The organism is Arthrobacter sp. TMP15, assembly GCF_039529835.1.
Lineage (GTDB): Bacteria > Actinomycetota > Actinomycetes > Actinomycetales > Micrococcaceae > Specibacter.
This window is the reverse complement of sequence record NZ_CP154262.1, coordinates 659,218-680,094: the sequence shown is the minus strand read 5'-3', so window position 1 is coordinate 680,094 and position 20,877 is coordinate 659,218. Positions and strand designations below refer to the sequence as shown.

Annotated in this window: 18 protein-coding genes and 1 pseudogene; 11 read left to right on the top strand and 8 right to left on the bottom strand. The window is 58.1% G+C overall.

All coding sequences use genetic code 11. The annotated features are described in order from the left end of the window. Nucleotides 1–158: 158 nt before the first annotated feature. The 4 genes from AAFM46_RS02995 to mmsB are packed head-to-tail and all read right to left on the bottom strand — an operon-like array spanning nt 159 to nt 4,620. Nucleotides 159–977 carry an enoyl-CoA hydratase/isomerase family protein gene (locus tag AAFM46_RS02995; protein WP_343319479.1) on the bottom strand — a complete coding sequence of 273 codons (819 nt, stop codon included), beginning with the start codon at nt 975–977 and terminating at the stop codon, nt 159–161. After that, on the bottom strand, nt 974–2,209 hold the full coding sequence (locus AAFM46_RS02990; RefSeq protein WP_343319477.1) for a CoA transferase: 1,236 nt from the start codon (nt 2,207–2,209) through the stop codon (nt 974–976). The genes AAFM46_RS02995 and AAFM46_RS02990 overlap by 4 nt, the downstream gene beginning before the upstream one ends. Continuing rightward, entirely contained in the window at nt 2,202–3,695 is a 1,494-nt protein-coding gene (locus tag AAFM46_RS02985; RefSeq protein ID WP_343319475.1) for an aldehyde dehydrogenase family protein, read from the bottom strand. The genes AAFM46_RS02990 and AAFM46_RS02985 overlap by 8 nt, the downstream gene beginning before the upstream one ends. Before the next feature lie 10 nt (nt 3,696–3,705). Further along, nucleotides 3,706–4,620, bottom strand: a complete 915-nt coding sequence (gene mmsB / locus AAFM46_RS02980) for a 3-hydroxyisobutyrate dehydrogenase (protein WP_343319474.1) — start codon at nt 4,618–4,620, stop codon at nt 3,706–3,708. 178 nt (nt 4,621–4,798) lie between these two features. Between mmsB and AAFM46_RS02975 the strand changes: the two genes are divergently transcribed. Beyond that, nucleotides 4,799–5,725, top strand: coding sequence for a LysR family transcriptional regulator (locus AAFM46_RS02975; protein WP_343319473.1), 927 nt, complete (start codon nt 4,799–4,801; stop codon nt 5,723–5,725). Nucleotides 5,726–5,765: 40 nt separating this feature from the next. Here the strand turns inward: AAFM46_RS02975 and AAFM46_RS02970 are convergent, their stop codons facing one another. The 3 genes from AAFM46_RS02970 to AAFM46_RS02960 form a co-directional block, all read right to left on the bottom strand. Continuing rightward, the gene (locus tag AAFM46_RS02970) at nt 5,766–7,157 is read right to left on the bottom strand and encodes an MFS transporter (RefSeq protein ID WP_283530843.1); all 1,392 of its coding nucleotides are present in this window, start codon (nt 7,155–7,157) and stop codon (nt 5,766–5,768) included. Nucleotides 7,158–7,342: 185 nt separating this feature from the next. Then, entirely contained in the window at nt 7,343–8,083 is a 741-nt protein-coding gene (locus tag AAFM46_RS02965; protein WP_343319471.1) for an SRPBCC domain-containing protein, read from the bottom strand. Nucleotides 8,084–8,113: 30 nt separating this feature from the next. Continuing rightward, nucleotides 8,114–9,238, bottom strand: a complete 1,125-nt coding sequence (locus AAFM46_RS02960) for an alcohol dehydrogenase catalytic domain-containing protein (protein WP_343320335.1) — start codon at nt 9,236–9,238, stop codon at nt 8,114–8,116. Between the two features lie 454 nt (nt 9,239–9,692). On the opposite strand from AAFM46_RS02960, the pseudogene AAFM46_RS02955 reads away from it, so the two are divergent. The 10 genes and pseudogenes from AAFM46_RS02955 (at nt 9,693) to AAFM46_RS02910 (ending at nt 19,866) form a co-directional block, all read left to right on the top strand. Beyond that, nucleotides 9,693–11,582, top strand: a pseudogene (locus tag AAFM46_RS02955) (ABC transporter ATP-binding protein). Continuing rightward, complete coding sequence (locus tag AAFM46_RS02950; protein ID WP_343319469.1) at nt 11,579–13,471, top strand: ABC transporter ATP-binding protein; 1,893 nt, start codon at nt 11,579–11,581, stop codon at nt 13,469–13,471. Before AAFM46_RS02955 ends, AAFM46_RS02950 begins: the two are co-directional and overlap by 4 nt. 91 nt (nt 13,472–13,562) lie before the next feature. Continuing rightward, complete coding sequence (locus AAFM46_RS02945; protein ID WP_343319468.1) at nt 13,563–14,078, top strand: MarR family winged helix-turn-helix transcriptional regulator; 516 nt, start codon at nt 13,563–13,565, stop codon at nt 14,076–14,078. Then, entirely contained in the window at nt 14,075–14,497 is a 423-nt protein-coding gene (locus AAFM46_RS02940) for an organic hydroperoxide resistance protein (RefSeq protein WP_283530848.1), read from the top strand. Before AAFM46_RS02945 ends, AAFM46_RS02940 begins: the two co-directional genes overlap by 4 nt. 151 nt (nt 14,498–14,648) lie before the next feature. Continuing rightward, nucleotides 14,649–15,212, top strand: a complete 564-nt coding sequence (locus AAFM46_RS02935; protein WP_283530849.1) for a DNA starvation/stationary phase protection protein — start codon at nt 14,649–14,651, stop codon at nt 15,210–15,212. 202 nt (nt 15,213–15,414) lie between these two features. Beyond that, the gene (locus AAFM46_RS02930) at nt 15,415–16,185 is read left to right on the top strand and encodes a sulfite exporter TauE/SafE family protein (RefSeq protein WP_343319465.1); all 771 of its coding nucleotides are present in this window, start codon (nt 15,415–15,417) and stop codon (nt 16,183–16,185) included. Between the two features lie 220 nt (nt 16,186–16,405). Then, complete coding sequence (uraD, locus tag AAFM46_RS02925) at nt 16,406–16,939, top strand: 2-oxo-4-hydroxy-4-carboxy-5-ureidoimidazoline decarboxylase (RefSeq protein ID WP_343319463.1); 534 nt, start codon at nt 16,406–16,408, stop codon at nt 16,937–16,939. After that, complete coding sequence (gene uraH / locus AAFM46_RS02920; protein ID WP_283532377.1) at nt 16,936–17,277, top strand: hydroxyisourate hydrolase; 342 nt, start codon at nt 16,936–16,938, stop codon at nt 17,275–17,277. The genes uraD and uraH overlap by 4 nt, the downstream gene beginning before the upstream one ends. 3 nt (nt 17,278–17,280) lie before the next feature. Next, nucleotides 17,281–18,192, top strand: coding sequence for a factor-independent urate hydroxylase (gene pucL / locus AAFM46_RS02915; RefSeq protein WP_283532378.1), 912 nt, complete (start codon nt 17,281–17,283; stop codon nt 18,190–18,192). Nucleotides 18,193–18,363: 171 nt separating this feature from the next. Next, nucleotides 18,364–19,866 (top strand): nucleobase:cation symporter-2 family protein, encoded by a 1,503-nt coding sequence (locus AAFM46_RS02910; RefSeq protein ID WP_343319461.1) that lies wholly within the window; start codon nt 18,364–18,366, stop codon nt 19,864–19,866. A gap of 117 nt (nt 19,867–19,983) precedes the next feature. Here the strand turns inward: AAFM46_RS02910 and AAFM46_RS02905 are convergent, their stop codons facing one another. Then, on the bottom strand, nt 19,984–20,826 hold the full coding sequence (locus tag AAFM46_RS02905) for an SDR family oxidoreductase (RefSeq protein WP_343319459.1): 843 nt from the start codon (nt 20,824–20,826) through the stop codon (nt 19,984–19,986). Nucleotides 20,827–20,877: the final 51 nt, after the last annotated feature.

Genomic DNA, 20,877 nt, shown 5'->3' with positions numbered 1-20,877 from the left:
GTTTATGCACTCACGCACAAATTGCACAAGTGCAAAGTTTGCAATCACATGGCCACCGCTGCTCTTAACGACGACGGCGTGCCATGCTGGCGAGGGCCCCTGAAGTTTCAGACGCCCTCGCCAGCATGGCACGCCGTCGCGCTTGGCGAACGGGTTAGTCAGCTGTCCTGAGGCCGCAACCAGGTGAAATGCGGTGTTTCCTTCGCCAAAAACGCCGCAACGCCAATGGCCGCATCCCCACTAACAGCCATCTGTCCTTGCCAATAGTTGCTTAGTTCAGCTATCTGCGCCTCACTAGCGGCTGCGCCGATGGCATTGACAAGTGCTTTGTGGCCCTGCGCAGAGAACTGCGAGCGCCCAGCCAAGCGGAGCGCGAATGAGTGCACTTCCGGCCAGAAGGCATCGGTGGCAATGACTTTGGTGGCCAGTCCCAGCTCCAGTGCCTGCGCGGCGTTGACAAAGTCACCCGTGAGCAATAGGTACTTGGCCGTGGCCGGACCAGCTAACTGCACCAGACGTTTGATCCCGGACAATGGATAAACAATGCCAATCTTGGCCGGCGTGACACCGTATATGGCACGCTCGGAGGCCAGCCGGATGTCACAGGCTCCTGCGATTTGCCACCCTCCGCCAACACAGTAGCCATCGATCGCAGCTATTGTTGGTTTGCGAAATTTGGCCAGAGCGTCCTCAGCCACTGTGATGTCGCCGCCGTCGCTGTGACCGGTGGCGGGGTCGTGCAGGATCTTTTGCACAGAAGCTATATCCGCACCTGCGGAAAAGTGCTTTCCGGCGCCTCTGAGCACCACAACTTTCACACCATCATCTGCATCCAGTTCTGCCAGCACGTTGGTAAATTGTTGCCACATGCCTTGTGTAATGGCGTTACGCATCTCCGGATTGTCCATAATCACAGTGGCTACGGTTCCGGAGCGCTCAATCCGCAACTGGCCCGTCGGAGCAGGCTCGGCACTCATGCTGGCTGCTCTTGGCCCAAAGTGGCAGGCGGAGCCAGCACAATTCCGGCGTCAACCAGTCCGGCAATTTGCTCCGGCGTCAGGTCAAGATCTGCTAAAACGGCAATTGTGTCTTCGCCCAACGTTGGCGGCGCTTTGCGGATCCGGGGCGCCAAACGGTTCAGCGAAATCGGTCCGCGCACAAGCGGCAACGGCGTGCCGTCTGCACGGTGGATGATCTGCACCATGTTAAGCGCTTTGACCTGCTCGTCAGCGAACGCCTGTTCATAGTTGTAAATGGGCCCGGCGGGAATGGCTGCTGCGCGTAGTATCGGCAGCCATTCACCGGCGGTGCGGACAGCCAGTAGCGCCTCCAATTCCCCCTCAAGGGCACAAACATTGGCGTGACGCAGCTTCCCTGTACCGTATTCCGGACGCTGAACCAGTTCGGGTGCACCAAGCAAAGTACACAATTGCTGCCATTGCTTTTCATTCCCAACAGCAATAATGATGGGTATATCAGCTGTAGCAAACACGCCGTACGGCGTCAGTGCCGGGTGCGTATTGCCCAGCGGCACCGGCACCTCTCCGGTGCTGAGGTATTTCTGGCCCTGAAAGGCGCCAAGCGCAAGCCCTGTTTCCAAGAGTGAGGTGGCCACTTCCATCCCCGCCCCGGTACGGGCTCGGCCTACGAGCGCCGCGGCGATACCCAAGGCTGTGTTGATACCTGAAACCATGTCAATGATGGGTACGCCCACCCGGAACATGTTCTGAGCATCGGCGCCCGTCACGGACATCAACCCACTCATTCCCTGCGCCACCTGGTCCAGACCCGGAGCCTGGGCCAGTGGCCCGGTGGCACCAAAACCGCTAACTGAGGCAATGATCAGCTCGGGTTTCGCAGCGCGAAGCTCTTGCGGGTCAAGGCCCATTGTGCTCAGCACGCCGGGGCGGAAGTTCTCCACCACGACGTCGGCACTCATGGCCAGCTGCCACAACAAGTCCCGGCCCGTTGGAGAGTAGAAATCGATGGCGATGGATTCTTTGCCTCGGTTGGCCGAGTCAAAGTACAGGCTGTGATCATCCTCGAAGGGCGGCCAGGACCGGCTGGAGTCCCCACCACGGATACTCTCGGTTTTGATGATCGTTGCACCAAGGTCTGAGAGCAGGGCCGTGGCGTAAGGCCCGGCAAGTGCGCGGCTTAGATCAAGGATGCGGATGCCGTTAAGTGGAAGCTCCGATGGGTTACCCATTGGATACCCCGCGCAGCCGGACGTTGATCTGCTTGGTTTGGGTGAACCCGGCGAGCATGCCCTCAAGTGAGACTTCCCGCCCCATGCCACTTTGTTTGTAGCCACCGTAGGACTGCCCCATCACTTGACCGCCACCCTGGTTGACCTGCACCCAACCCGCCTGAACTTGGTGGGCTGTGTTCAAAGCGTCGTCAAGGTTGTGGCTCCAGACGTAGGCCGCCAGCCCGTAGTTGGTGTCATTGGCCATGGCAATAACATCGGCAGTGTTCTTCCACGGGATAGCCACCAGAACGGGGCCGAAGATTTCTTCTTGGGCCACCCGGAAATCATTCTGCGCACCGCTGAAGACTGTGGGCAGGTGGTAGTAACCTTCCATTAAGGCCCCTTCAGTGGGTGCGTTGCCGCCAAGTACCGCCTTCATTCCCGGAGTTCCCCGGCCCTCGTCAAGGTAGCCGGTGATGGAGGCGTGCTGCTTGGCATTGATGATGGCCCCCATATCGCTGGCCTCATCCATAGGGTCACCCACTTTGAGCGCGCCGAGCTTTGTTGTGAGCCGGGCCAGTACCTCATCGTAAATATCTTCGTGGAGGAACAATCGCGAGCCGGCGGTGCAGCTTTGGCCCTGCCGAGTGAAGCGCGAGGCCAGGAGCAGACCGTCGATGAGCTCGTCGTCGACCGCGTCAGGAAAAACGATAGAAGGGTTTTTGCCGCCCAATTCCAATGACATGTGCGCCAGCCGGCCGGCCGCCGTTGCAGCCACCCCACGGCCCACTTCGGTGGAGCCGGTGAAGGAAACCTTGTCAACGCCGGGATGGTGAGCCAGGGCCTCACCAATAACTGAACCGCGCCCGGTCAATGCATTGACGACGCCGGCGGGAAGGTGCCGATTGCATACTTGTGCAAGCAGCAAAATGGTGAGCGGGGCGTCGTCGGCCGCCTTCATGATGACAGTGTTGCCTGCAGCCAATGCTGCCGGAATTTTAAACGCGGCGATCATTAGCGGAGAGTTCCAGGGCAAGATCGCGGCCACCACACCCAATGGTTCCAAACGGGTGTATTGCAGCTGATTCTCTCCTGCCGGTAAGGTGGTGCCCTTGACCTCACCGGCTACCCCGGCAAAGTAGCGGAACATCGAAACCATGGTGGTGGCTTCGGGCCGGGCCTGAGTGCGCAGGGCATTTCCTGTGTCAAGAGCTGTCAGCTCCGCAAACTCTTCAGTACGTGCTTCAAGCTCGTCGGCGATAGCCAGCAAAGCTTTGGCCCGACCGCTGAAATGCTGCGCACGCCAAGCAGGGAACGACGCGCGGGCAGCGGCCACCGCACGGTCCACGTCAGCCTCATTGCCGGCAGGGACCCGGGCAATGACGGCCTCACGGCGTGCCGGGTTCTCAACATTGCGCCACTGCGCACTGGCCGAGCCCACTTCCTCACCGTTGATCCACATGGGCCAGTCGCGCACGGCTGGAGCGCCTTGAACTTGCGTCATTAGAATTTCCTTATCCGTTTGTTGTGGCAGATGTGCTCAGGGTGCCATCCACCAGGGAGACAATCCTGCTGCAGTCTTTGCCGCCTTCACCCTCATCAATGAGACGTTGGAAGAGTTGCTGTACGTGTTCTCCGATTTCCAGTGGAGTACCCGTGCTGTGTGCGGCCGCAATAGCCAAACCGATGTCCTTGTTGGCCAGCTCGGCGGTGAACGATGGAGCAAAGTCGTTATTGGCAGGCGAGGTGGGAACAACCCCTGGCCGCGGGTACCACGTGCGCAATGCCCAACTATCCCCCGATGAGACCGAGGCGATGTCCCAAAATACCTGCTTGTCCAAGCCCAGGCGTTCCGCCAGGACCGCACCTTCGGCGGTGGAGGCCAAGTTGATGAACAACATGAGGTTATTGCAGATTTTGGCGGCTTGTCCCGTGGTGGCACCGCCCGTGGGAATGATGTTTGCCGCCATTGGGTCTATATACGCGGAGGCGTCAGTCACGGCACCGCTTTCACCGCCAATCATGAACGTAAGGGTTCCGGCGACCGCTCCGCTCATGCCGCCTGAGACGGGGGCGTCTACAAAGCGGAAGCCGGCGGCAGCAGCGGCGTCGTGCACGTCCTTGGCAGTTTCTACATCAATCGTTGAGGAATCAATGAGCAGACTCGTCTGCGCAGCGTTGGCCAAGATGCCGTGGTCGCCAAAATACACGCTGCGGACATGGTCTCCTTTGGGCAGCATGCTAAAGACCACGTCTGCGCCGCGAACCGCATCAGCTATTGATGTGGCCGGGCTGACTCCGGCAGCAACTGCCGCATCAAGAGCTGCCGCGCTTAAATCAAAGCCGCGGACAGTATGCCCTGCCGTAACCATGTTGGCCGTCATGGGTCCGCCCATGTTGCCCAAACCAATCCATGCCACTACCGCCATGATGAAAGCTCCCTTGCTTACGTTTCCCATTATGTCTCAGGGCCCCAATGAAGGGACGATATGACCAGCATCACACCCTGTTAGAGTGCAAACAAGGCCGAAATAAGCAGAGCCCATGTGCATACTTGCACAGACCGCCCTCGGTGCGGAAGCCGCATATATAAGGAGTAGGTACTTGGTGGATTTCAAACGTTTTCCCAGTCCCGACGATCTACTCATCCTTTTGACAGTAGCCAGACTTGGCCGCTTCACTGCGGTTGCAGATGCGCTGGAGACCACCCACACCACAGTCTCGCGAAGAATTTTGGCGCTGGATAAACAAATGGGTGGGCGCACCTTGGAGAGAACCCCGCAAGGTTGGGAACTGACGGAGTTGGGCCGGGCAGCGGTGGCTGCTGCCGAGGGAATTGAAAAGAGCCTGCATTCCCTCACGGCAGGCCTACGTGAAGGCGTTGACGTTATCTCCGGAGTGGTGCGGGTGAGTACCTCTGATGGTTTCGGGGCACTGATTGCCGCGCCTGCGCTGGCACGTCTGCAAAAGAAGCATCCCTCCTTGCGGGTGGAACTGCTCAGTGCCACCCGCAGACTCAGCCAAAACCGCTCCGGCGTGGACATCGAGGTAGTGGCCGGGAGCGTAGAAGCTGGTAAATCCGAAACCATGCTCCTGTCCGATTACGCGCTGCGCCTGTACGCCGGCACCGAGTATGTGAACGAATATGGCCTACCGGAAACCGTGGCCGAACTCGCAAACCACCGGTTCATCTCCTACGTGGAATCAACCCTGCAGGTTGCCGAGCTGGCTCTGCAACGAGGTTCGCTGACAACAGATCCCGCACAATTTCAGTCCACCAGCGTGTTTGCCCAGATCGAAGCGGTCCGGGCCAATGGCGGAATCGGAATGCTACCGGCATTCATGGTCCATGGGCAGGAGGGCTTCATTCGTGTTTTGCCCGACGACGTGGAACAGGTGGTGCAGTTTTGGGCAGCGGCGCGCACAGAATCCCTGCGCTCCCCCGCCGTCCAAGCCGTGGTGACAGCTTTTTTGCAGGAGACGCACCGCCTGCAGGGCCAGTTACTACCATCAGGTCAACGCCAATCTTCCTAGCGCTGCGGTAGTGCCGGCCCTGCGTTTCTTAATAACGGACTCAGCTGGAGGTGTTGGCTGCTTTGGCTGCTGCGGTGCGAGCTAGCGCCAGTGTTCCTGCCGCGTCGGCCTGATCAATGTCATGCAGGGAGACACCCTTTGTTTCCTTCAGGAAGAACACTGCAAGCGCCGTCACCATGCAGGCCCCGAGTAAGTACAGGGCTACCGGAACCGATGAATTGTAGTGTTCCACCAGACCAGTGGCAATGAACGGGGCCATGGATCCTGCCACGATGGAGGTCACCTGATAGCCCAGTGAGACACCCGAGTACCGCATACGGGTGGGGAACATTTCGGCCATGATGGCGGGCTGCCCGGCATACATGAGCGCGTGGAAGAGCAGGCCGATCGTGACGGCAGCCAAGATCATGAAGTTGTCCTTGGTATCCATCATGGGGAAGGCAAAGAAGCCCCACGTGGCGCCCGTGAGCGCACCAAGCATGTAGGTGGGGCGGCGTCCTATTGCATCGGAGAGCTTACCAACCAGCGGAACCACAATGAAGTGGATCCCGTGTGCCACCAGAAGAAGCAACAGGATGCGGGAGGTATCGATGTCAACGATGATCTTGAGGTAGGTGATGGAGAACGTGACTACTAGGTAGTACAAAATGTTCTCGGCAAAGCGCAGTCCCATGGCCGTGAAAACCCCACGAGGGTAGCGGCGGAGTACTTCCAACACACCGTAACCGGCCTCGGGGTTGTCCTCGATGTGCTCCTGGGCTTCCAAGAAAATCGGGGCGTCACTGACCTTGGTGCGGATGTAGTAGCCAATCAGGACGATCACAGCTGACAGCCAGAAGGCCACGCGCCAACCCCACCCCAGGAACGCCGCTTCACTAAGCACGGAAGCCAGGGTCAGCAGTACTCCGGTAGCAAGGAGGTTACCCAGCGGCACAGCCGATTGCGGCCACGAGGCCCAGAAGCCGCGGGACTTATTTGGGCTATGTTCTGCCACCAGCAGTACCGCCCCGCCCCATTCCCCGCCGACGGCGAAGCCCTGGATAAAGCGTAAGGCCACCAGAAGTGTTGGCGCCAAATACCCCACTTGGGCAAAGCTGGGCAGGCAGCCCATCAAGAACGTGGAAACACCTACCAAGATAATGCTCAGCTGAAGAAGCTTCTTGCGGCCAAATTTGTCGCCGAAGTGGCCAAAGACGATCCCGCCGATGGGCCGGGCAACGAAACCAACGGCGTAGGTCAGAAACCCTGCCATGATCGCGTCGAGCTCCGAGCCGGAGTTGGGGAAGAACATTTTGCCAAACACCAACGTAACGGCCGTGGCGTACAAGAAGAACTCATACCATTCCACCACCGTGCCAGCCATGGAGGCGGCAACTACTTTCCGCAGTCCCGACTCTTTGGTTGTGGGGGTCGATCCAGCCTGTGAACTCATTTTTACTCCTTCGCACCGGAGTGCGCTTGCCGACATTGACAAATGAGCCAGTCCACGGGGATACGGGTTGTGATCCACGCCACTTTTGCTCGTCTGCCTGAGTATCGCAGCATCTGCAAAGGAACATCAATGACCAATACCGCAGAGTTGGTGCGCATAAATGCACACCCAACGACCACTGACGGCTACTGGGGGAACTGTCTCTTGAGCCACTCTTCCCACGCTGCACCCGCGGCATCTGCATCTCCACCAACTGCATCTCCACCATCTGCAGCTCCACCATTGGAATCGTCATCATCGGCAAAGAGGTGCACACTTATCCCGACAAGGGCACCAAAGGCATTACGACCAAAGAAACGAATCATGGTGTCACTGGTGCGTAAGCCAATAAAGTTTGGATCCAGATAATCCACTGTGGCCTCCACTTTCCCCAGCCCGGCAATGGTGAGGCTGAGGTGTCCTCCGGCACCGCCGTCGGCTATCCCCAACGCCTTTTTCACAGTTTCAAAAGCGTCAGGGGCACCAGAAGCCTCGGGGCCTTCCAGCTGCGCAAAGGCGGCCTGCCTGCCGGAGAAATACTGCACATATTGGCCCAGTGTGTGCAGGTAGAAGGCGGTGTGCTGCGTGGCGGCGTTGTACTGGTTGTCCCAGTCCGCAAAGAACACGCCCTTGTGCGTGTATTTTAGCCACGTTGTGCCGTTGGCAAGTTCGCGTATGTCATAGCCAAGTTCGTTGAAAAACCCACCCTCACCTTCCAACCGATTGGCGAAGCGATGCGCAGGATCCCACGCTGTGATGGTGCTGCCAAAGGGGCCCTCACCGCCGAGTTTGGGCTCAATCTCCATGGGCCACATCCAGCCCGAGGTCCCGGTTGTAACAGCTTGGAACACCTGCGCCGGGGTGCCCTCGATCTCGGATTCATGCACAATCTAAAATTTCTTAGTCATCTTCTCTCCTCATTTCGCCGAAAAAGTAAATAGGCGCCGTACCACTTGACCGTCAGCGAGCGCGTCAAGACTCTCGTTGATCTCGCTCAGATCCTTGGTATCTGTGTGAAGTAGTTCAATGGGCAGTCGCCCGTCCCGCCACAGCTGAATATAGGCAGGGATGTCCCGAGCCGGGTCAGCGTCCCCCATGTAGGAACCAATGAGCCGCTTGCCCGTTCCGGCGAACAGCAGAGCAGGCACTTCAAGCATCTGGTCCGGGTGTGGCAACCCCACCGCGACCAGGGCGCCCCCTCGAGTGAGCAAACCAAGGCACGCTTCCATCACCGATGCGCTGCCCACAGCCTCCACGGCCACGTCAACGCCGTCGCCCGCGTGTGCAGCCACCAGCGCGGGCGCCTGCTCCGGTGCGCCGGCGAAATGTGCACCACATTGCAATGCCAACTCCTGCTTCTGAGCCAGTGGGTCGATGGCGATGACTGTGCTGCCAGGGATCTGCGCGGCGGCCATGACGGCCGCGAGACCCACAGCACCCAAACCAAACACAATGACTGATTGGTCTGCACTAAGACGTGCGGAGTGGATAACAGCGCCAATCCCTGTCAGGGCCGCGCAGCCAAACATGGCGGCAATATCCAGTGGGACATCTTTGTCAATCACCACCAAGGATTCACGAGCAACCACGGCATACTGCGAGAAAGCCGAGACACCCAAATGGTGGTTGATCCGCTCGCCCGACTGCGAACGCAGAACAGCTTCCCCATGCAGGAGGTCACCACTACCATTTGCCGCGGCACCGCGATGGCAGAGCGCCGGACGCCCACTGGCACAGGCACGGCATTGCCCGCAACTTGGCACAAACACCAGCACAACATGCGCACCAACTCCAACGCCCTCCACGGCGTCTCCGACAGCCACGACGATTCCGCTTGCCTCATGTCCCAGAGCCATGGGAAGGGGGCGAATACGCGAACCATTGATAACGGAGAGATCAGAGTGGCACAGGCTGGAAAATTCGATTTTGACCAGCACCTCCCCGGCTCTCGGCTCAGGCACGGGCACTCGTTCCAGCGTCAGTGGCTCACTGAGCGCATACGGCCGTGCCGTGTGGGCGGTGCGCAGTACGGCGCTGGTCATCAATGCGGGCTCAGTCATGAATTGATCCTTAGTAGCTGGCGTTGCAAGGTGAGGTGCGCTGATCCAACGGGTTTGAAGTGATCATACTCGCGGCCGTGCGCGCGTGCTCAGCTGCCGTCAGCGCGTGCTCAGCGGCCGTGCGCTCCCGGATCAAGCACGCAATTCTGGCAGGCAGCGCGTATATGCGGCATTGAGGATGCACGGCGGCGGAATACAACTGCGCACATTCCTGGTGCTTCCACTGCCTGGACCTGCAGGAAAAAAGGGGCTGTAGTGCGCTGACGCTAGAACCAAACGAGAGTTTGGATAGCTCAGGCTGCCCTCATAGAGGCTCGTTCGCAGGGTTCTGCAGAATGTCGGTGGCCTGTGGGAGGCTTTCAAATAGCCACATCGTCATTGGCGTAAGGTGGAAAAACCATCAGTATTTCCGGCATGAGGGCAGTCAATTAAACCTATGGCATCCAAGAAGCAAAGCACACTTTGGCAGTCGCTGGTCCGGCTGGCACCTCAACTGCGGCCGATGATGTGGCCCCTGATATGGGGATTCCTGTCTGCACTAGCAGCCAGCGCCGTGGCTTTGGCGATCCCGCAGGTGTACCGATAACTTGTAAACACGGCACTGCTGCCCGGACACGGCGTCCAGGCGTTGTGGGCTGGAGCCGGGATCGTGCTGGTCCTGGGTCTACTCGAGGCCGGATTAATTGCCCTCCGGCGCCAATTCGTCATGGTTCCGGTCACCACCGTGGAAACACAGATGCGCGCCTCTTTCTACCGGCATTTGCAGCAGCTTGCCATCGAATTCCATGACCGTTGGGGCTCCGGGCAACTACTCAGCCGGGCCATGAGCGATCTGAACTTTATGCGTCGGTGGATGGCTTTTGGTGCCATCATGCTGGTAGTGACGGCACTGACGGTGGCTATCGGTGTGGGATTGATGTTCTCCATGAGCTGGGAACTGGGCCTGATTTTCTTGGCGGCAACCGTACCCATCGTCATTTTTGGATTCCGTTTCCGGCGCTCTTACGGACGGGTCAGTCGCAGGAGTCAGGACCAGGCTGGGGATCTTGCCACCACAGTGGAGGAATCGGTCCACGGCATCCGCGTACTCAAAGCGTTCGGCCGTGGCCAGGAGGCCCTGGATTCGTTTGCCGGACAGGCGCAAGAGCTCCAGGCAACCGAGATTCACAAGGCCAAGTCTCTTGCTGTTTTCTCCCTGGTGGTCACGCTCATACCCGAGCTCGCCCTCGGTGCGGCGCTGGTAGTGGGGATCCTGTTGGTTTCCACTGGCAAGCTCGACGTCGGGGCTTTGGTTGCGTTTTTTGCCACAGCTGCCGTCGTGGCTGGCCCCGTGGAGTCCATGGGACCGTTGCTAGCCATGACCTTTGCCGCCAAAACAGCCTTGGACCGGCACTTTGAGGTCATGGATGCAGTGAACACCACCACCGATCCGCTCAATCCGCTACTTCTGGAGGATGTACGCGGAGAGCTGGAGTTCCGCGACGTCCATTTCAGGTTTCCGGACACACCGGAGGGAGCACCTGACTTACTCAACGGCGTCAACCTAAGACTGCACGCCGGGGAAACCATGGCGCTGGTAGGTGTGACCGGGAGCGGCAAAAGTGCCTTGCTGAATCTAGTACCACGCCTTTTTGATGTCAGCGCCGGAGCGGTTTTATTGGACGGCACTGACGTCCGCCACCTGCCGTTGGCACAGTTGCGCCGGCATGTCTCTGTGGCTTTCGAGGACACCACGCTGTTTTCCCATTCGGTCCGTGGGAATGTTTTATTAGGAGCGGGTGACTACCCCGGGCGCTCACCCGAGGAAGAACTTAAACGCGCTTTGGAGGTGGCACAAGCTGACTTCGTCTATAACCTCTCCGACGGGGTTGACACCCTGATTGGCGAGGAAGGGTTGAGTTTGTCCGGCGGTCAACGTCAGCGCATCGCTCTGGCTCGGGCCATCGCTGCCCGCCCGGCCGTGCTGGTCCTTGATGACCCCCTTTCAGCGTTGGATGTCAACACGGAGCAGCGAGTCAGCACCCGGCTACGTTCGGAACTCAAGGGGACCACCACTTTGATTGTTGCTCACCGCCCATCCACGGTGGCCACGGCCGATCGGGTAGCACTTCTTCAAGATGGACGCATTGCAGCTGTGGGCACTCACACCGAGCTGCTCGCCAAGAATAGTCACTATAGATATGTTCTGGCCAGCCTCACCGAGGAGCCTCGTGATCTGGATAGTGGTGTGGATGAGGAGCTCCCCGATGATCTCGGCGCACAGTGCCTCACGGGAAGTTCACCCAGCCCCGTAAACTCGGGTACACAGAAGGGACCCACAACATGAGGGACGGAAAAAAGCGTAGTTCGGAGTCGGCGTCCTTTATTGCCCCTCAACAGATAGGACAACAGGGGACCACTGGTGAGGACAGTGTAAATCTCAGCAGTGAGGCGAGCCGCGCTGTGCGGCGCCGATCCGTGCGACTTTTACGGACCCTGTTGCGCCCGGTCCGGCTACGTTTCGCCGTCACCGTGGCCCTCGTGGTGCTCTCACAGGCCGCTAAGGTGGCCGGTCCCCTGCTGATTGCCTACGGAATTGATACGGCACTGCCAGCACTGAGCACTAAGCCGGATGCCTATGTCCTGCCGCTGATCGTCACCGGTGGAGGGTATATCTTTGCGGCGCTGATTGCTTCTTGGCTTACTGCGGCGTATCTCACTGCCACGGCACGGCTCAGCCAGGCGATGCTGCTGGATCTGCGCATTCAAGTTTTTAGACATACCCAGCGCTTGAGCATGGAGTTTCATGAGTCCTACACCTCAGGACGCATCATTTCACGCCAGACTTCGGATTTAGAGGCCCTGCGCGAGCTACTTGATTCGGGTATTTCATCGCTTGCTTCAGGGCTGGTTTTCATGGTCCTGACAGTCGTTTCCATCTTTTCCCTGGATTGGATCACGGGGCTGCTGGTGATGGCTTCGGCCCTACCCATGTTCTGGTTCTCGCGCTGGTATCAAAAGCGTTCGCAGGCGGCCTACCGCTCCTCTCGGGTGGTCTCCGCGCGGCTCATTGTGCATTTCATCGAGACCATGACGGGCATTCGTGCGGTTAAGGCTTTCCGTCGTGAAGAGGAGAATGCCACCCGCTACGAGGAGCTTGCCGAGGATTACCGGCGCGTAACTGTGCGCTCCATCAATCTCAACGGGATCTTCCAGCCCGGGCTTGTCCTCATTGGCAATGTGGCTGTTGCGGTTGTTTTATTAGTCGGCGGTTTCCGCGTGCTGGGAGGCGCCTTGGAAGTGGGCGCACTGCTTGCGTTGCTGTTGGCCACTAAACGTTTCTTCCAACCTGTGAGCCAGATGGCCATGTTTTATAATTCATTTCAGTCTGCCCAGGCCGCGCTGGAGAAAGTCTCGGGGTTGCTCGAGGAGGTCCCCAGCGTACGTCCCCCGCGCCATCCAGTCCCGCTGCCTACCGCCACGGGCGACATCCAATTTAGCGCAGTAGAGTTCCGCTATGGCAGCGGGCCTCTGGTGCTGCCGAGTCTTGATTTACATATTCCCGCGGGCCAAACGGTGGCAGTAGTGGGTGCCACGGGTGCTGGTAAGTCCACGTTGGCCAAGCTCATGTCCCGTTTCTACGATGTCAGCGCTGGTTCGTTAATGCTCGACGGCGTGGAGTTGCGGGATCTTTCTAGCGCTGACTTGCGCCGGGCTGTTGTCATGGTGACGCAGGAAGCATTTCTGTTCAGCGGCACTGTCGCGGAGAACATCGCCTTGGGCAACCCTGCCGCAAGCCGCGCACAGATTGAGGCAGCGGCGCGCGATGTCGGGGCCGACGAGTTCATTCGGGCGCTTCCGGATGGTTACGACACGGATGTCAACAAACGTGGCGGCCGCGTCTCTGCCGGGCAGCGTCAATTGATTTCCTTTGCACGGGCGTTTTTGGCAGATCCAGCCGTTCTGATTTTGGATGAGGCCACATCCTCTCTGGATATCCCCTCAGAACGGCTTGTTCAAGACGGATTGCACAAGCTCCTAAGCTCCTCCGATGGCACAACGGGAAGCCGAACCGCGCTCATCATTGCCCACAGGCTTTCCACGGTGGCCATTGCCGAGCGGGTTCTTGTGGTGCATGAGGGCCGCATCGTTGAAGATGGCTCGCCAGCGCAGTTAATCTCAAGCGGCGGGCGTTTTGCCGACCTGCATGGAGCGTGGCAGGACTCGCTCGTGTAGTCCTGCCTCTCAGGTCTCTCCGGCGCCTCCGGCAGTAGTGAGTAAACAATTGAGTTTGATTGTGCACAATTAAATTGCGTACAATCAATACATGCCAGACAATGATTACCACCTAGATTCAATGGTCTGCTTTGCCATTTACTCGGCATCAAACGCCGTGGCCAAGGCCCACAGGCTTGCATTGGAGCCGTGGGAGCTGACATACACGCAGTACATTGCATTACTGGAAACCCGCCGTGCACCGGAGGGGCTTACCGTCAGTAAACTGGGCGCCAGAATGAGCCTGGATTCCGGCACGTTATCCCCCCTGTTACGCCGATTGAACCAACGTGGCCTTCTCTCCCGTGACCGCACCTCAGCCGATGAGCGAGTCGTTACCGTCAAGCTCACAGCAACCGGGGCTGCGGTACTAAAAGATGTCATAGTGGCGCTGGACAACTTGAGTGGCGCCTACGGCTTTCAATCACCAGAGCAGGCTCAGGCGCTTGTCCAAGAGCTGCACCGCATCACCGAAGGTATGCGCGCACTCAGCGCCCCGGTGCGTTCATCGAGCACGCCAGTAACCAATGGTTCTTCCACCAACACGTCCCCGAAAGGCTCATCATGAATCCTCTCTACACAGCCGAAGCCATCGCCACCGGAGCTGGTCGCGACGGACATGTCCGCTCTTCAGATGGCGGCATTGACTTAGACCTGGCTATTCCCACGTCTATGGGAGGCTCCGGGAATGGCGCAAACCCTGAGCAGCTGTTCGCCGCAGGCTATGCGGCATGCTTCCACTCGGCCCTACAGATTGTTGCCCGCGCCCAAAAAGTAAGCATTGCCGACTCCTCGGTGGGAGGGCGCGTTCACTTGGGTTCCAACGGGAACGGTGGATTTGAACTTGCAGTGATGCTGGAAGTCATCATTCCCGGACTCGATCGGGACACAGCACAAGCATTAGCGGACGCAGCGCACCAGGTCTGCCCTTACTCCAATGCAACCCGAGGCAACATTGATGTCACCATCACTGTTGCGGATGACTGATTTACGCAGCTAATCGGTGGAAACCCACCTCGGGTTCACCATCAACAAAACCGGAGGCAGACACCAAACACAACTGGAAAGTTGTTTACAATCGCACTACGGTAGAAATATAGCGGCTGGCAAAGATCAGCCGATTTCGAGAGGAGTTCTAATGGTTTCCAAGAAGACTTCAACCGGGAAATACACGGTTCCAGGCTTAACACTTAAGGACGGGCACGCAGTTGCCACAATCCTGCAGGCTCGCCTTCATTCCTTGAATGATCTCCAGCTCACTCTTAAGCATGCCCATTGGAACGTCGTTGGACGCGACTTCATCGGTGTCCATGAAATGCTTGACCCTCAAATTGAGCTCGTTCGGGCCATGGTCGATGAAACAGCAGAACGCATCGCAACATTGGGAGTCTCCCCCAACGGTCTGCCCGGGGCCCTAGTCCAAGACCGCGGTTGGGATGACTACGCGATTGGCAGGGCTACAACAACTGAGCACCTGGCTGCCTTGGATATTGTCTACGACGGCGTCGTTTCTAGCCACCGTGAAGCTATCGCGGCCGTGGGAGAGCTAGACCCCATCACCGAAGACATGCTCATTGGGCAAAGTGCCAAGTTGGAACTTTTCCAATGGTTCATGCGTGCCCATCTGGAAAATGACACCGGATCGCTGATCCACGGAAACGCCGAAAGCGAAAAAGACGCCGCAAAGTCGGCTAAAAATTAATATGCGGCAATCGGGCGTAGATACGCAGGATCGCACCGTGCAGGATTGATCTTGCGGAAACTTTGCCAAACTCAAGGGGTGTGCCCCGGCCTTCTGGCCGGGGCACACCCCTTAGCTGTTGCACTAGGGTAAATAGCAGCAAACTGTCGATACCCTCGCAAAGGTTACCCCTGCCGGGCAATGTATTCACCGAGAGGCTCCCATGTTTGAGATGTCAGCAATATTCCTGGCGGGCTTCTGGGCTGGCATGATCAACGTTGTAGTGGGCTCCGGGACGCTTGTGACGTTCCCTGTCTTGCTGCTTTTCGGATACCCGCCCATCGTGGCCAATATTTCAAACAATATTGGTCTTGTCGCCGGCGGACTCTCGGGAGTCTGGGGTTACCGCAAAGAACTAGCCCCCAACAAAGAACTGATAACTCTGCTGCTGCCAGCCTCAGCCGTGGGTGGGCTTGCGGGGGCTTTATTGTTGTTCATACTGCCGCCTTCAGCCTTTAATACTGTTGTTCCCACGTTGATCATCGCCGGAATTCTGATGGTTGCCTTTGGCCCGTCTTTACAGCGTCGTGTTGCTCAACGCCAAAGAGTCGCCACCAACGACCAACCTGGCAGAAAACCTATTGTGCTGATTGTGGGTGTCTTTGTTCTGGGCATGTACGGCGGCTATTTCGGTGCGGCCCAGGGGATCCTCATTGTTGGGCTCATGGGCATTCTCACCACTGTGGCCCTTCAACAGATCAATGCCGTTAAGAACGTGCTCACAACGGCAGTCAATGGGATTGCGGCGATCATCTTCATGGTTGTTGCTTGGCAACTCATCAATTGGCAGATCACCGCCCTCATTGCCGCAGGCTCCCTGCTGGGCGGCATGATGGGAGCCAGATTTGGGCGCAAACTCCCGCCCATGGCCTTACGCGCAACGATTGTTTTGGTGGGCCTGGTTGCTTTGACGAAATTATTGATCTTCCCGTAACACGCAAAGTGACTTGTAGCGTGCCTTGTACCTCGGGCACCCCGTCAGCTCGCTACTCCCTTAGGCCATCAGTACCTAGAGCCCAATTGATCGAAAACTTAAGCCACCGAACAGGGATTGTTGTGATTGACATCTCGGCTGTGATGCGGTTCACTATTCATATGCTGAAATAACAGTTCCACGATACGAAACTATTTGTGTTGTTCGTATAGCCGACACCGTGGATGCCAGCAATGACCTAGAAGGAATACAAGCAATGCTGCTTGAGGACTTCAATCACGCCGCGCGAACAGAACTCGAACCTGTTTTGCGTCCCTGTATCGATATCCAGCGATGGATCGATGAGATCATCACTGCCCGGCCCTTCGCTACCATCAATGATCTTCTTTCCTGCGCTGGTAACGCTAGTAATCCCTTCACTACCGAAGAAATAGCCTCAGCGATGGCTCATCATCCCCGAATCGGTCAACGCGCCCCCGGCACCAGTACCGAAGCTACGCTTTCTCGTTCCGAGCAAGCAGGGGTAGATCCCACCGATCCGGCCATCACCACCGCCCTGACCGAGGGAAACCGGGCCTACGAAGCCCGTTTCAACCAAGTCTTTTTAATACGGGCCGCTGGCCGGTCCCCACAGGAAATCATCAACACCCTCCACCAACGCCTCAAGAACACCCCCGAAGAGGAAAACCTCATAGTTGCTGGGCAACTACGAGAAATCGCAATGTTACGACTCCAAGGAGTGATCAACGCATGAGCGTTTCCCACATAACCACCCACATCCTGAACACCGCAACAGGAACACCGGCCACATCCGTCGCCGTTGAACTCCACACCCGCGAGGGCCACACATGGTCCCAAATCGCTACCGCCACCACCGATACAAACGGGCGGGTGAAAGACCTCGGCCCGGAAAAACTACCCACCGGCACCTACCAACTACGGTTCAATACCGGCGCCTACTTCGCCAGCATCAACACCGAGACTTTCTTCCCAGAAATCTCCCTGACCTTCACCCTCCAGCACAGCCAGGACCACTACCACGTACCCCTGCTGCTAAGCCCCTTCGCCTATTCAACATACAGAGGAAACTAGACAATGACTGAGAACAACATCATCCTCGGCGCCAACCAATTCGGCAAAGCCGAAGTACGCGTGGTAAAAATCACCCGCGATACCGACCGCCACGAGATCGAAGACCTCAACGTCACCTCAGAAGTACGCGGCGACTTCAACGCAGCCCACATCGATGGCGATAACGCCCACGTCGTCCCCACCGACACACAAAAGAACACCATCTACTCCTTCGCCCGCGATGGCATCGGCTCCCCCGAAGCCTTCCTGCTACGCCTAAGCGAACACTTCACTAAAGAATTCGCCTGGATCAATGGCGGACGCTGGTCAGCTGAACAATACGCCTGGAACCGCATCCAAGCCAACGGCACAGCCCACGATCACTCCTTCGTGAAAAGCAACCAAGAAATCCGCACCTCCGTCGTCGTTAAAAACGGCGACACCACCCACGTACTCGCCGGCCTCAAAGACCTCACCGTTCTCAAAACCACCCAATCCGGCTTCACAGGCTTCCCCGTGGATAAATACACCACCCTAGCCCAGACCAGCGACCGGATCCTCGCCACCGACGTCGCCGCCCGCTGGCGCTTCAACCCCGAAGCCATCAATAAAAACTTCGACTTCAACACCTCCTACGAATCCATCAAAGCCCTCCTGCTAGAAGGCTTCACCGAAGGCTTCTCCCACGCACTCCAAAACACCCTGTTCGAAATGGGCAAAAAAGTACTCAACGCCCACCCAGAAATCGATGAAATCAAATTCTCCATGCCCAACAAACACCACTTCGTCGTTGACCTCACCCCCTTCGGCCAAGACAACCCCAACGAAGTCTTCTTCGCAGCAGACCGCCCCTACGGCCTCATCGAAGGAACCGTCCTACGCGAAAACGCCTCCAATGCAGGCAACATCTGGGACGGCGTCGCAGGCTTCTGCTAAACACCACCCCACCCAACACCAACCAGCACCAACCAGCAGTACTGAGTAAAGAGTGAGTTGTACTGAGTAAAGAGTGAGGCGGGGGGCCACGGCCCCCCGCCTCACCAACACGGCAACCCCCACAGCGCGTTGTCGTCAAAGATGTTAGGTAAGCAGACAAGGAGGTCCGCTATGACCAAGAAAACACGCACCACCACCATAGCCACCACGAAAACAGCCAGACCAGAAGATGAAAAACTAGGAATCGGCGCCAGCTTCGCGTACGGATTCCAACACGTCCTCACCATGTACGGCGGCATCATCGCCGTACCCCTAATCGTGGGCCAAGCAGCAGGACTAAAACCAGCAGACATCGGCCTACTCATCGCAGCATGCCTCTTCATGGGCGGCCTAGCCACCCTGCTCCAAACCCTAGGCCTACCCTTCTTCGGCTCTCAACTACCCCTAGTACAAGGCGTCTCATTCGCCGGAGTAGCCACCATGGTCGCCATCGTCAACGGCGGCGGCGGCATCCAAAGCGTCTTCGGCGCCGTGATCGTCTCCTCAGCACTAGGCCTACTCATCTCCCCCATCTTCTCCAAAATCATCAAATTCTTCCCACCCGTAGTCACCGGCACCGTGATCACCGTCATCGGCCTCTCCCTCATGCCCGTAGCAGCTAACTGGGCCATGGGCGGAAACAAAAAAGCAGAAAACTACGGCGACGTAACCAACATCGCCCTCGCCGCCGGAACCCTCGTGATCGTGCTCCTACTCAGCAAACTAGGAAACAGCACCATCTCACGACTCTCCATCCTGCTAGCAATCGTCATCGGCACACTCATCGCCCTCGCCCTAGGAATGGCCAACTTCTCCAAAGTCACCACCGGCCCCATCATCGCCTTCCCCACACCCTTCCACCTCGGCATGCCCACCTTCCACCTCGCCGCGATCATCTCCATGTTCATCGTGGTCCTGGTCATCATGGTAGAAACCTCCGCGGACATCCTGGCAGTAGCAGACATCGTCGAAACCAAAGTCGACTCCCGCCGCCTCGGCGACGGCCTCCGCGCCGACATGGCCGCCAGCGTCATCGCCCCCGTCTTCGGCTCCTTCACCCAAAGCGCCTTCGCCCAAAACGTCGGCCTCGTCGCCGTCACCGGCATCAAAAGCCGCTTCGTCGTCGCAGCAGGAGGGGTCATCCTCGTCATCCTGGGCATCCTACCCGTCATGGGCCGCGTCGTAGCAGCAGTACCACTACCCGTCCTCGGCGGAGCAGGAATCGTCCTCTTCGGCACCGTCGCAGCCAGCGGCATCCGCACACTCTCCACCGTCAGCTACAAAAACAACATGAACATGATCATCGTCGCCACCGCCATCGGCGCCGGCATCATCCCCATCGCCGCACCCACCTTCTACGACAAATTCCCCGAATGGTTCGCCACCATCTTCCACTCCGGCATCAGCTCCGCCGCCGTAGTCGCCATCCTCCTAAACCTCCTCTTCAACCACTTCACCCTCGGCAACCCAGACAACCCCTCCGTCTTCGCCGCCGGAACAGACCGACTCATCCCCGCCGAAATAGCCCACTGCCTCCAACACGGAGACCACTGGGACAACGGCAAACTCCTCGACGCCAACAACCAAGAAATACCCATCACCGCCAGCATTCCCATCACCCCCACCACCCCCTGACACCTCCAACAAAAAACCAACAGTGGCCACCCCACAAAAACCGGGTGGCCGCCGTCGGCGATCTGTGTAACGTGCTCATAGGTGGTGAGGAGCTCAACAGCTCCTCACCACCTATGCTCAGCCTCGACCAATAAAAGGCATACCTGCGGCTGTAACTACCAAGTGGCCAATATTGGTGCTGGCGGGCAGGCTCGCCATGAACAGCACGGTGCGGGCGGCTTCCTGAACTGGGAACATCGGTTCCACCATCAGTGTGCCGTTGGCTTGCAGGGCACCGGTTGCTACGTCCAGGGTGGCCATGATGTCAGTGGCGGTATTCCCAATATCTATTTGTCCGGCGCTAATACCGAAAGCTCGTCCGTCCAACTCGATCGACTTAGTCAAGCCGCTGATGGCGTGTTTGCTCACGGTGTAGGCAACCGAGCGCGGGCGCGGTGAATGGGCGGAGATTGAGCCGTTGTTGATGATCCGCCCACCTTGCGGTTGCTGGGTTTTCATCGTCCGGATGGCTGCCGCGGCGCAGAGCATGGCACCGGTAAGGTTCACCGCCATAGTGGCGTTCCAGTCGCTGAGGGAGATTTCATCCACAGACCCGGCGGGACCAAAAATGCCAGCATTGTTGAACAATACGTCAACCCGCCGGAATCGTTCCACTGTCTGGGCGAACAAGGCCTCCACCTGATCTGGGTCGCACACATCTGTTTGAACAACCAGCGCTTGTGGATGGCTACCCGCAGCGGATGCCAGTTCGGGTTCACGCCGGCCGGCCAAGACCACACGAAAGCCGGCAGCAAGACCTGCTTGGGCAACTGCTCGGCCAATACCGGAGCCTGCGCCGGTGACCACCAGCACCTTGGCATCACTTCCGTTCCAGGCACCTGCATAGTGAGTGCTGGCGTTCTGGGTGCTTTCATTCTGGGTATCGCTGGCTGGTACCGGTAGTTCGTCTTCGCTGTTCATGCCTGCTCCTTACTGGGGCCTGATATTGGAGAGAATTATAGGATTCACCTC

Excerpts from the sequence above, each read along its gene's own strand:
- AAFM46_RS02995 (WP_343319479.1), bottom strand. The coding sequence starts at position 977 with ATGAGTGCCGAGCCTGCTCCGACGGGCCAGTTGCGGATTGAGCGCTCC.
- AAFM46_RS02990 (WP_343319477.1), bottom strand. The coding sequence starts at position 2,209 with ATGGGTAACCCATCGGAGCTTCCACTTAACGGCATCCGCATCCTTGAT.
- AAFM46_RS02985 (WP_343319475.1), bottom strand. The coding sequence starts at position 3,695 with ATGACGCAAGTTCAAGGCGCTCCAGCCGTGCGCGACTGGCCCATGTGG.
- mmsB (WP_343319474.1), bottom strand. The coding sequence starts at position 4,620 with ATGGCGGTAGTGGCATGGATTGGTTTGGGCAACATGGGCGGACCCATG.
- AAFM46_RS02970 (WP_283530843.1), bottom strand. The coding sequence starts at position 7,157 with ATGAGTTCACAGGCTGGATCGACCCCCACAACCAAAGAGTCGGGACTG.
- AAFM46_RS02960 (WP_343320335.1), bottom strand. The coding sequence starts at position 9,238 with ATGACCAGCGCCGTACTGCGCACCGCCCACACGGCACGGCCGTATGCG.
- AAFM46_RS02950 (WP_343319469.1), top strand. The coding sequence starts at position 11,579 with ATGAGGGACGGAAAAAAGCGTAGTTCGGAGTCGGCGTCCTTTATTGCC.
- AAFM46_RS02945 (WP_343319468.1), top strand. The coding sequence starts at position 13,563 with ATGCCAGACAATGATTACCACCTAGATTCAATGGTCTGCTTTGCCATT.
- AAFM46_RS02940 (WP_283530848.1), top strand. The coding sequence starts at position 14,075 with ATGAATCCTCTCTACACAGCCGAAGCCATCGCCACCGGAGCTGGTCGC.
- AAFM46_RS02935 (WP_283530849.1), top strand. The coding sequence starts at position 14,649 with ATGGTTTCCAAGAAGACTTCAACCGGGAAATACACGGTTCCAGGCTTA.
- AAFM46_RS02930 (WP_343319465.1), top strand. The coding sequence starts at position 15,415 with ATGTTTGAGATGTCAGCAATATTCCTGGCGGGCTTCTGGGCTGGCATG.
- uraH (WP_283532377.1), top strand. The coding sequence starts at position 16,936 with ATGAGCGTTTCCCACATAACCACCCACATCCTGAACACCGCAACAGGA.
- pucL (WP_283532378.1), top strand. The coding sequence starts at position 17,281 with ATGACTGAGAACAACATCATCCTCGGCGCCAACCAATTCGGCAAAGCC.
- AAFM46_RS02910 (WP_343319461.1), top strand. The coding sequence starts at position 18,364 with ATGACCAAGAAAACACGCACCACCACCATAGCCACCACGAAAACAGCC.
- AAFM46_RS02905 (WP_343319459.1), bottom strand. The coding sequence starts at position 20,826 with ATGAACAGCGAAGACGAACTACCGGTACCAGCCAGCGATACCCAGAAT.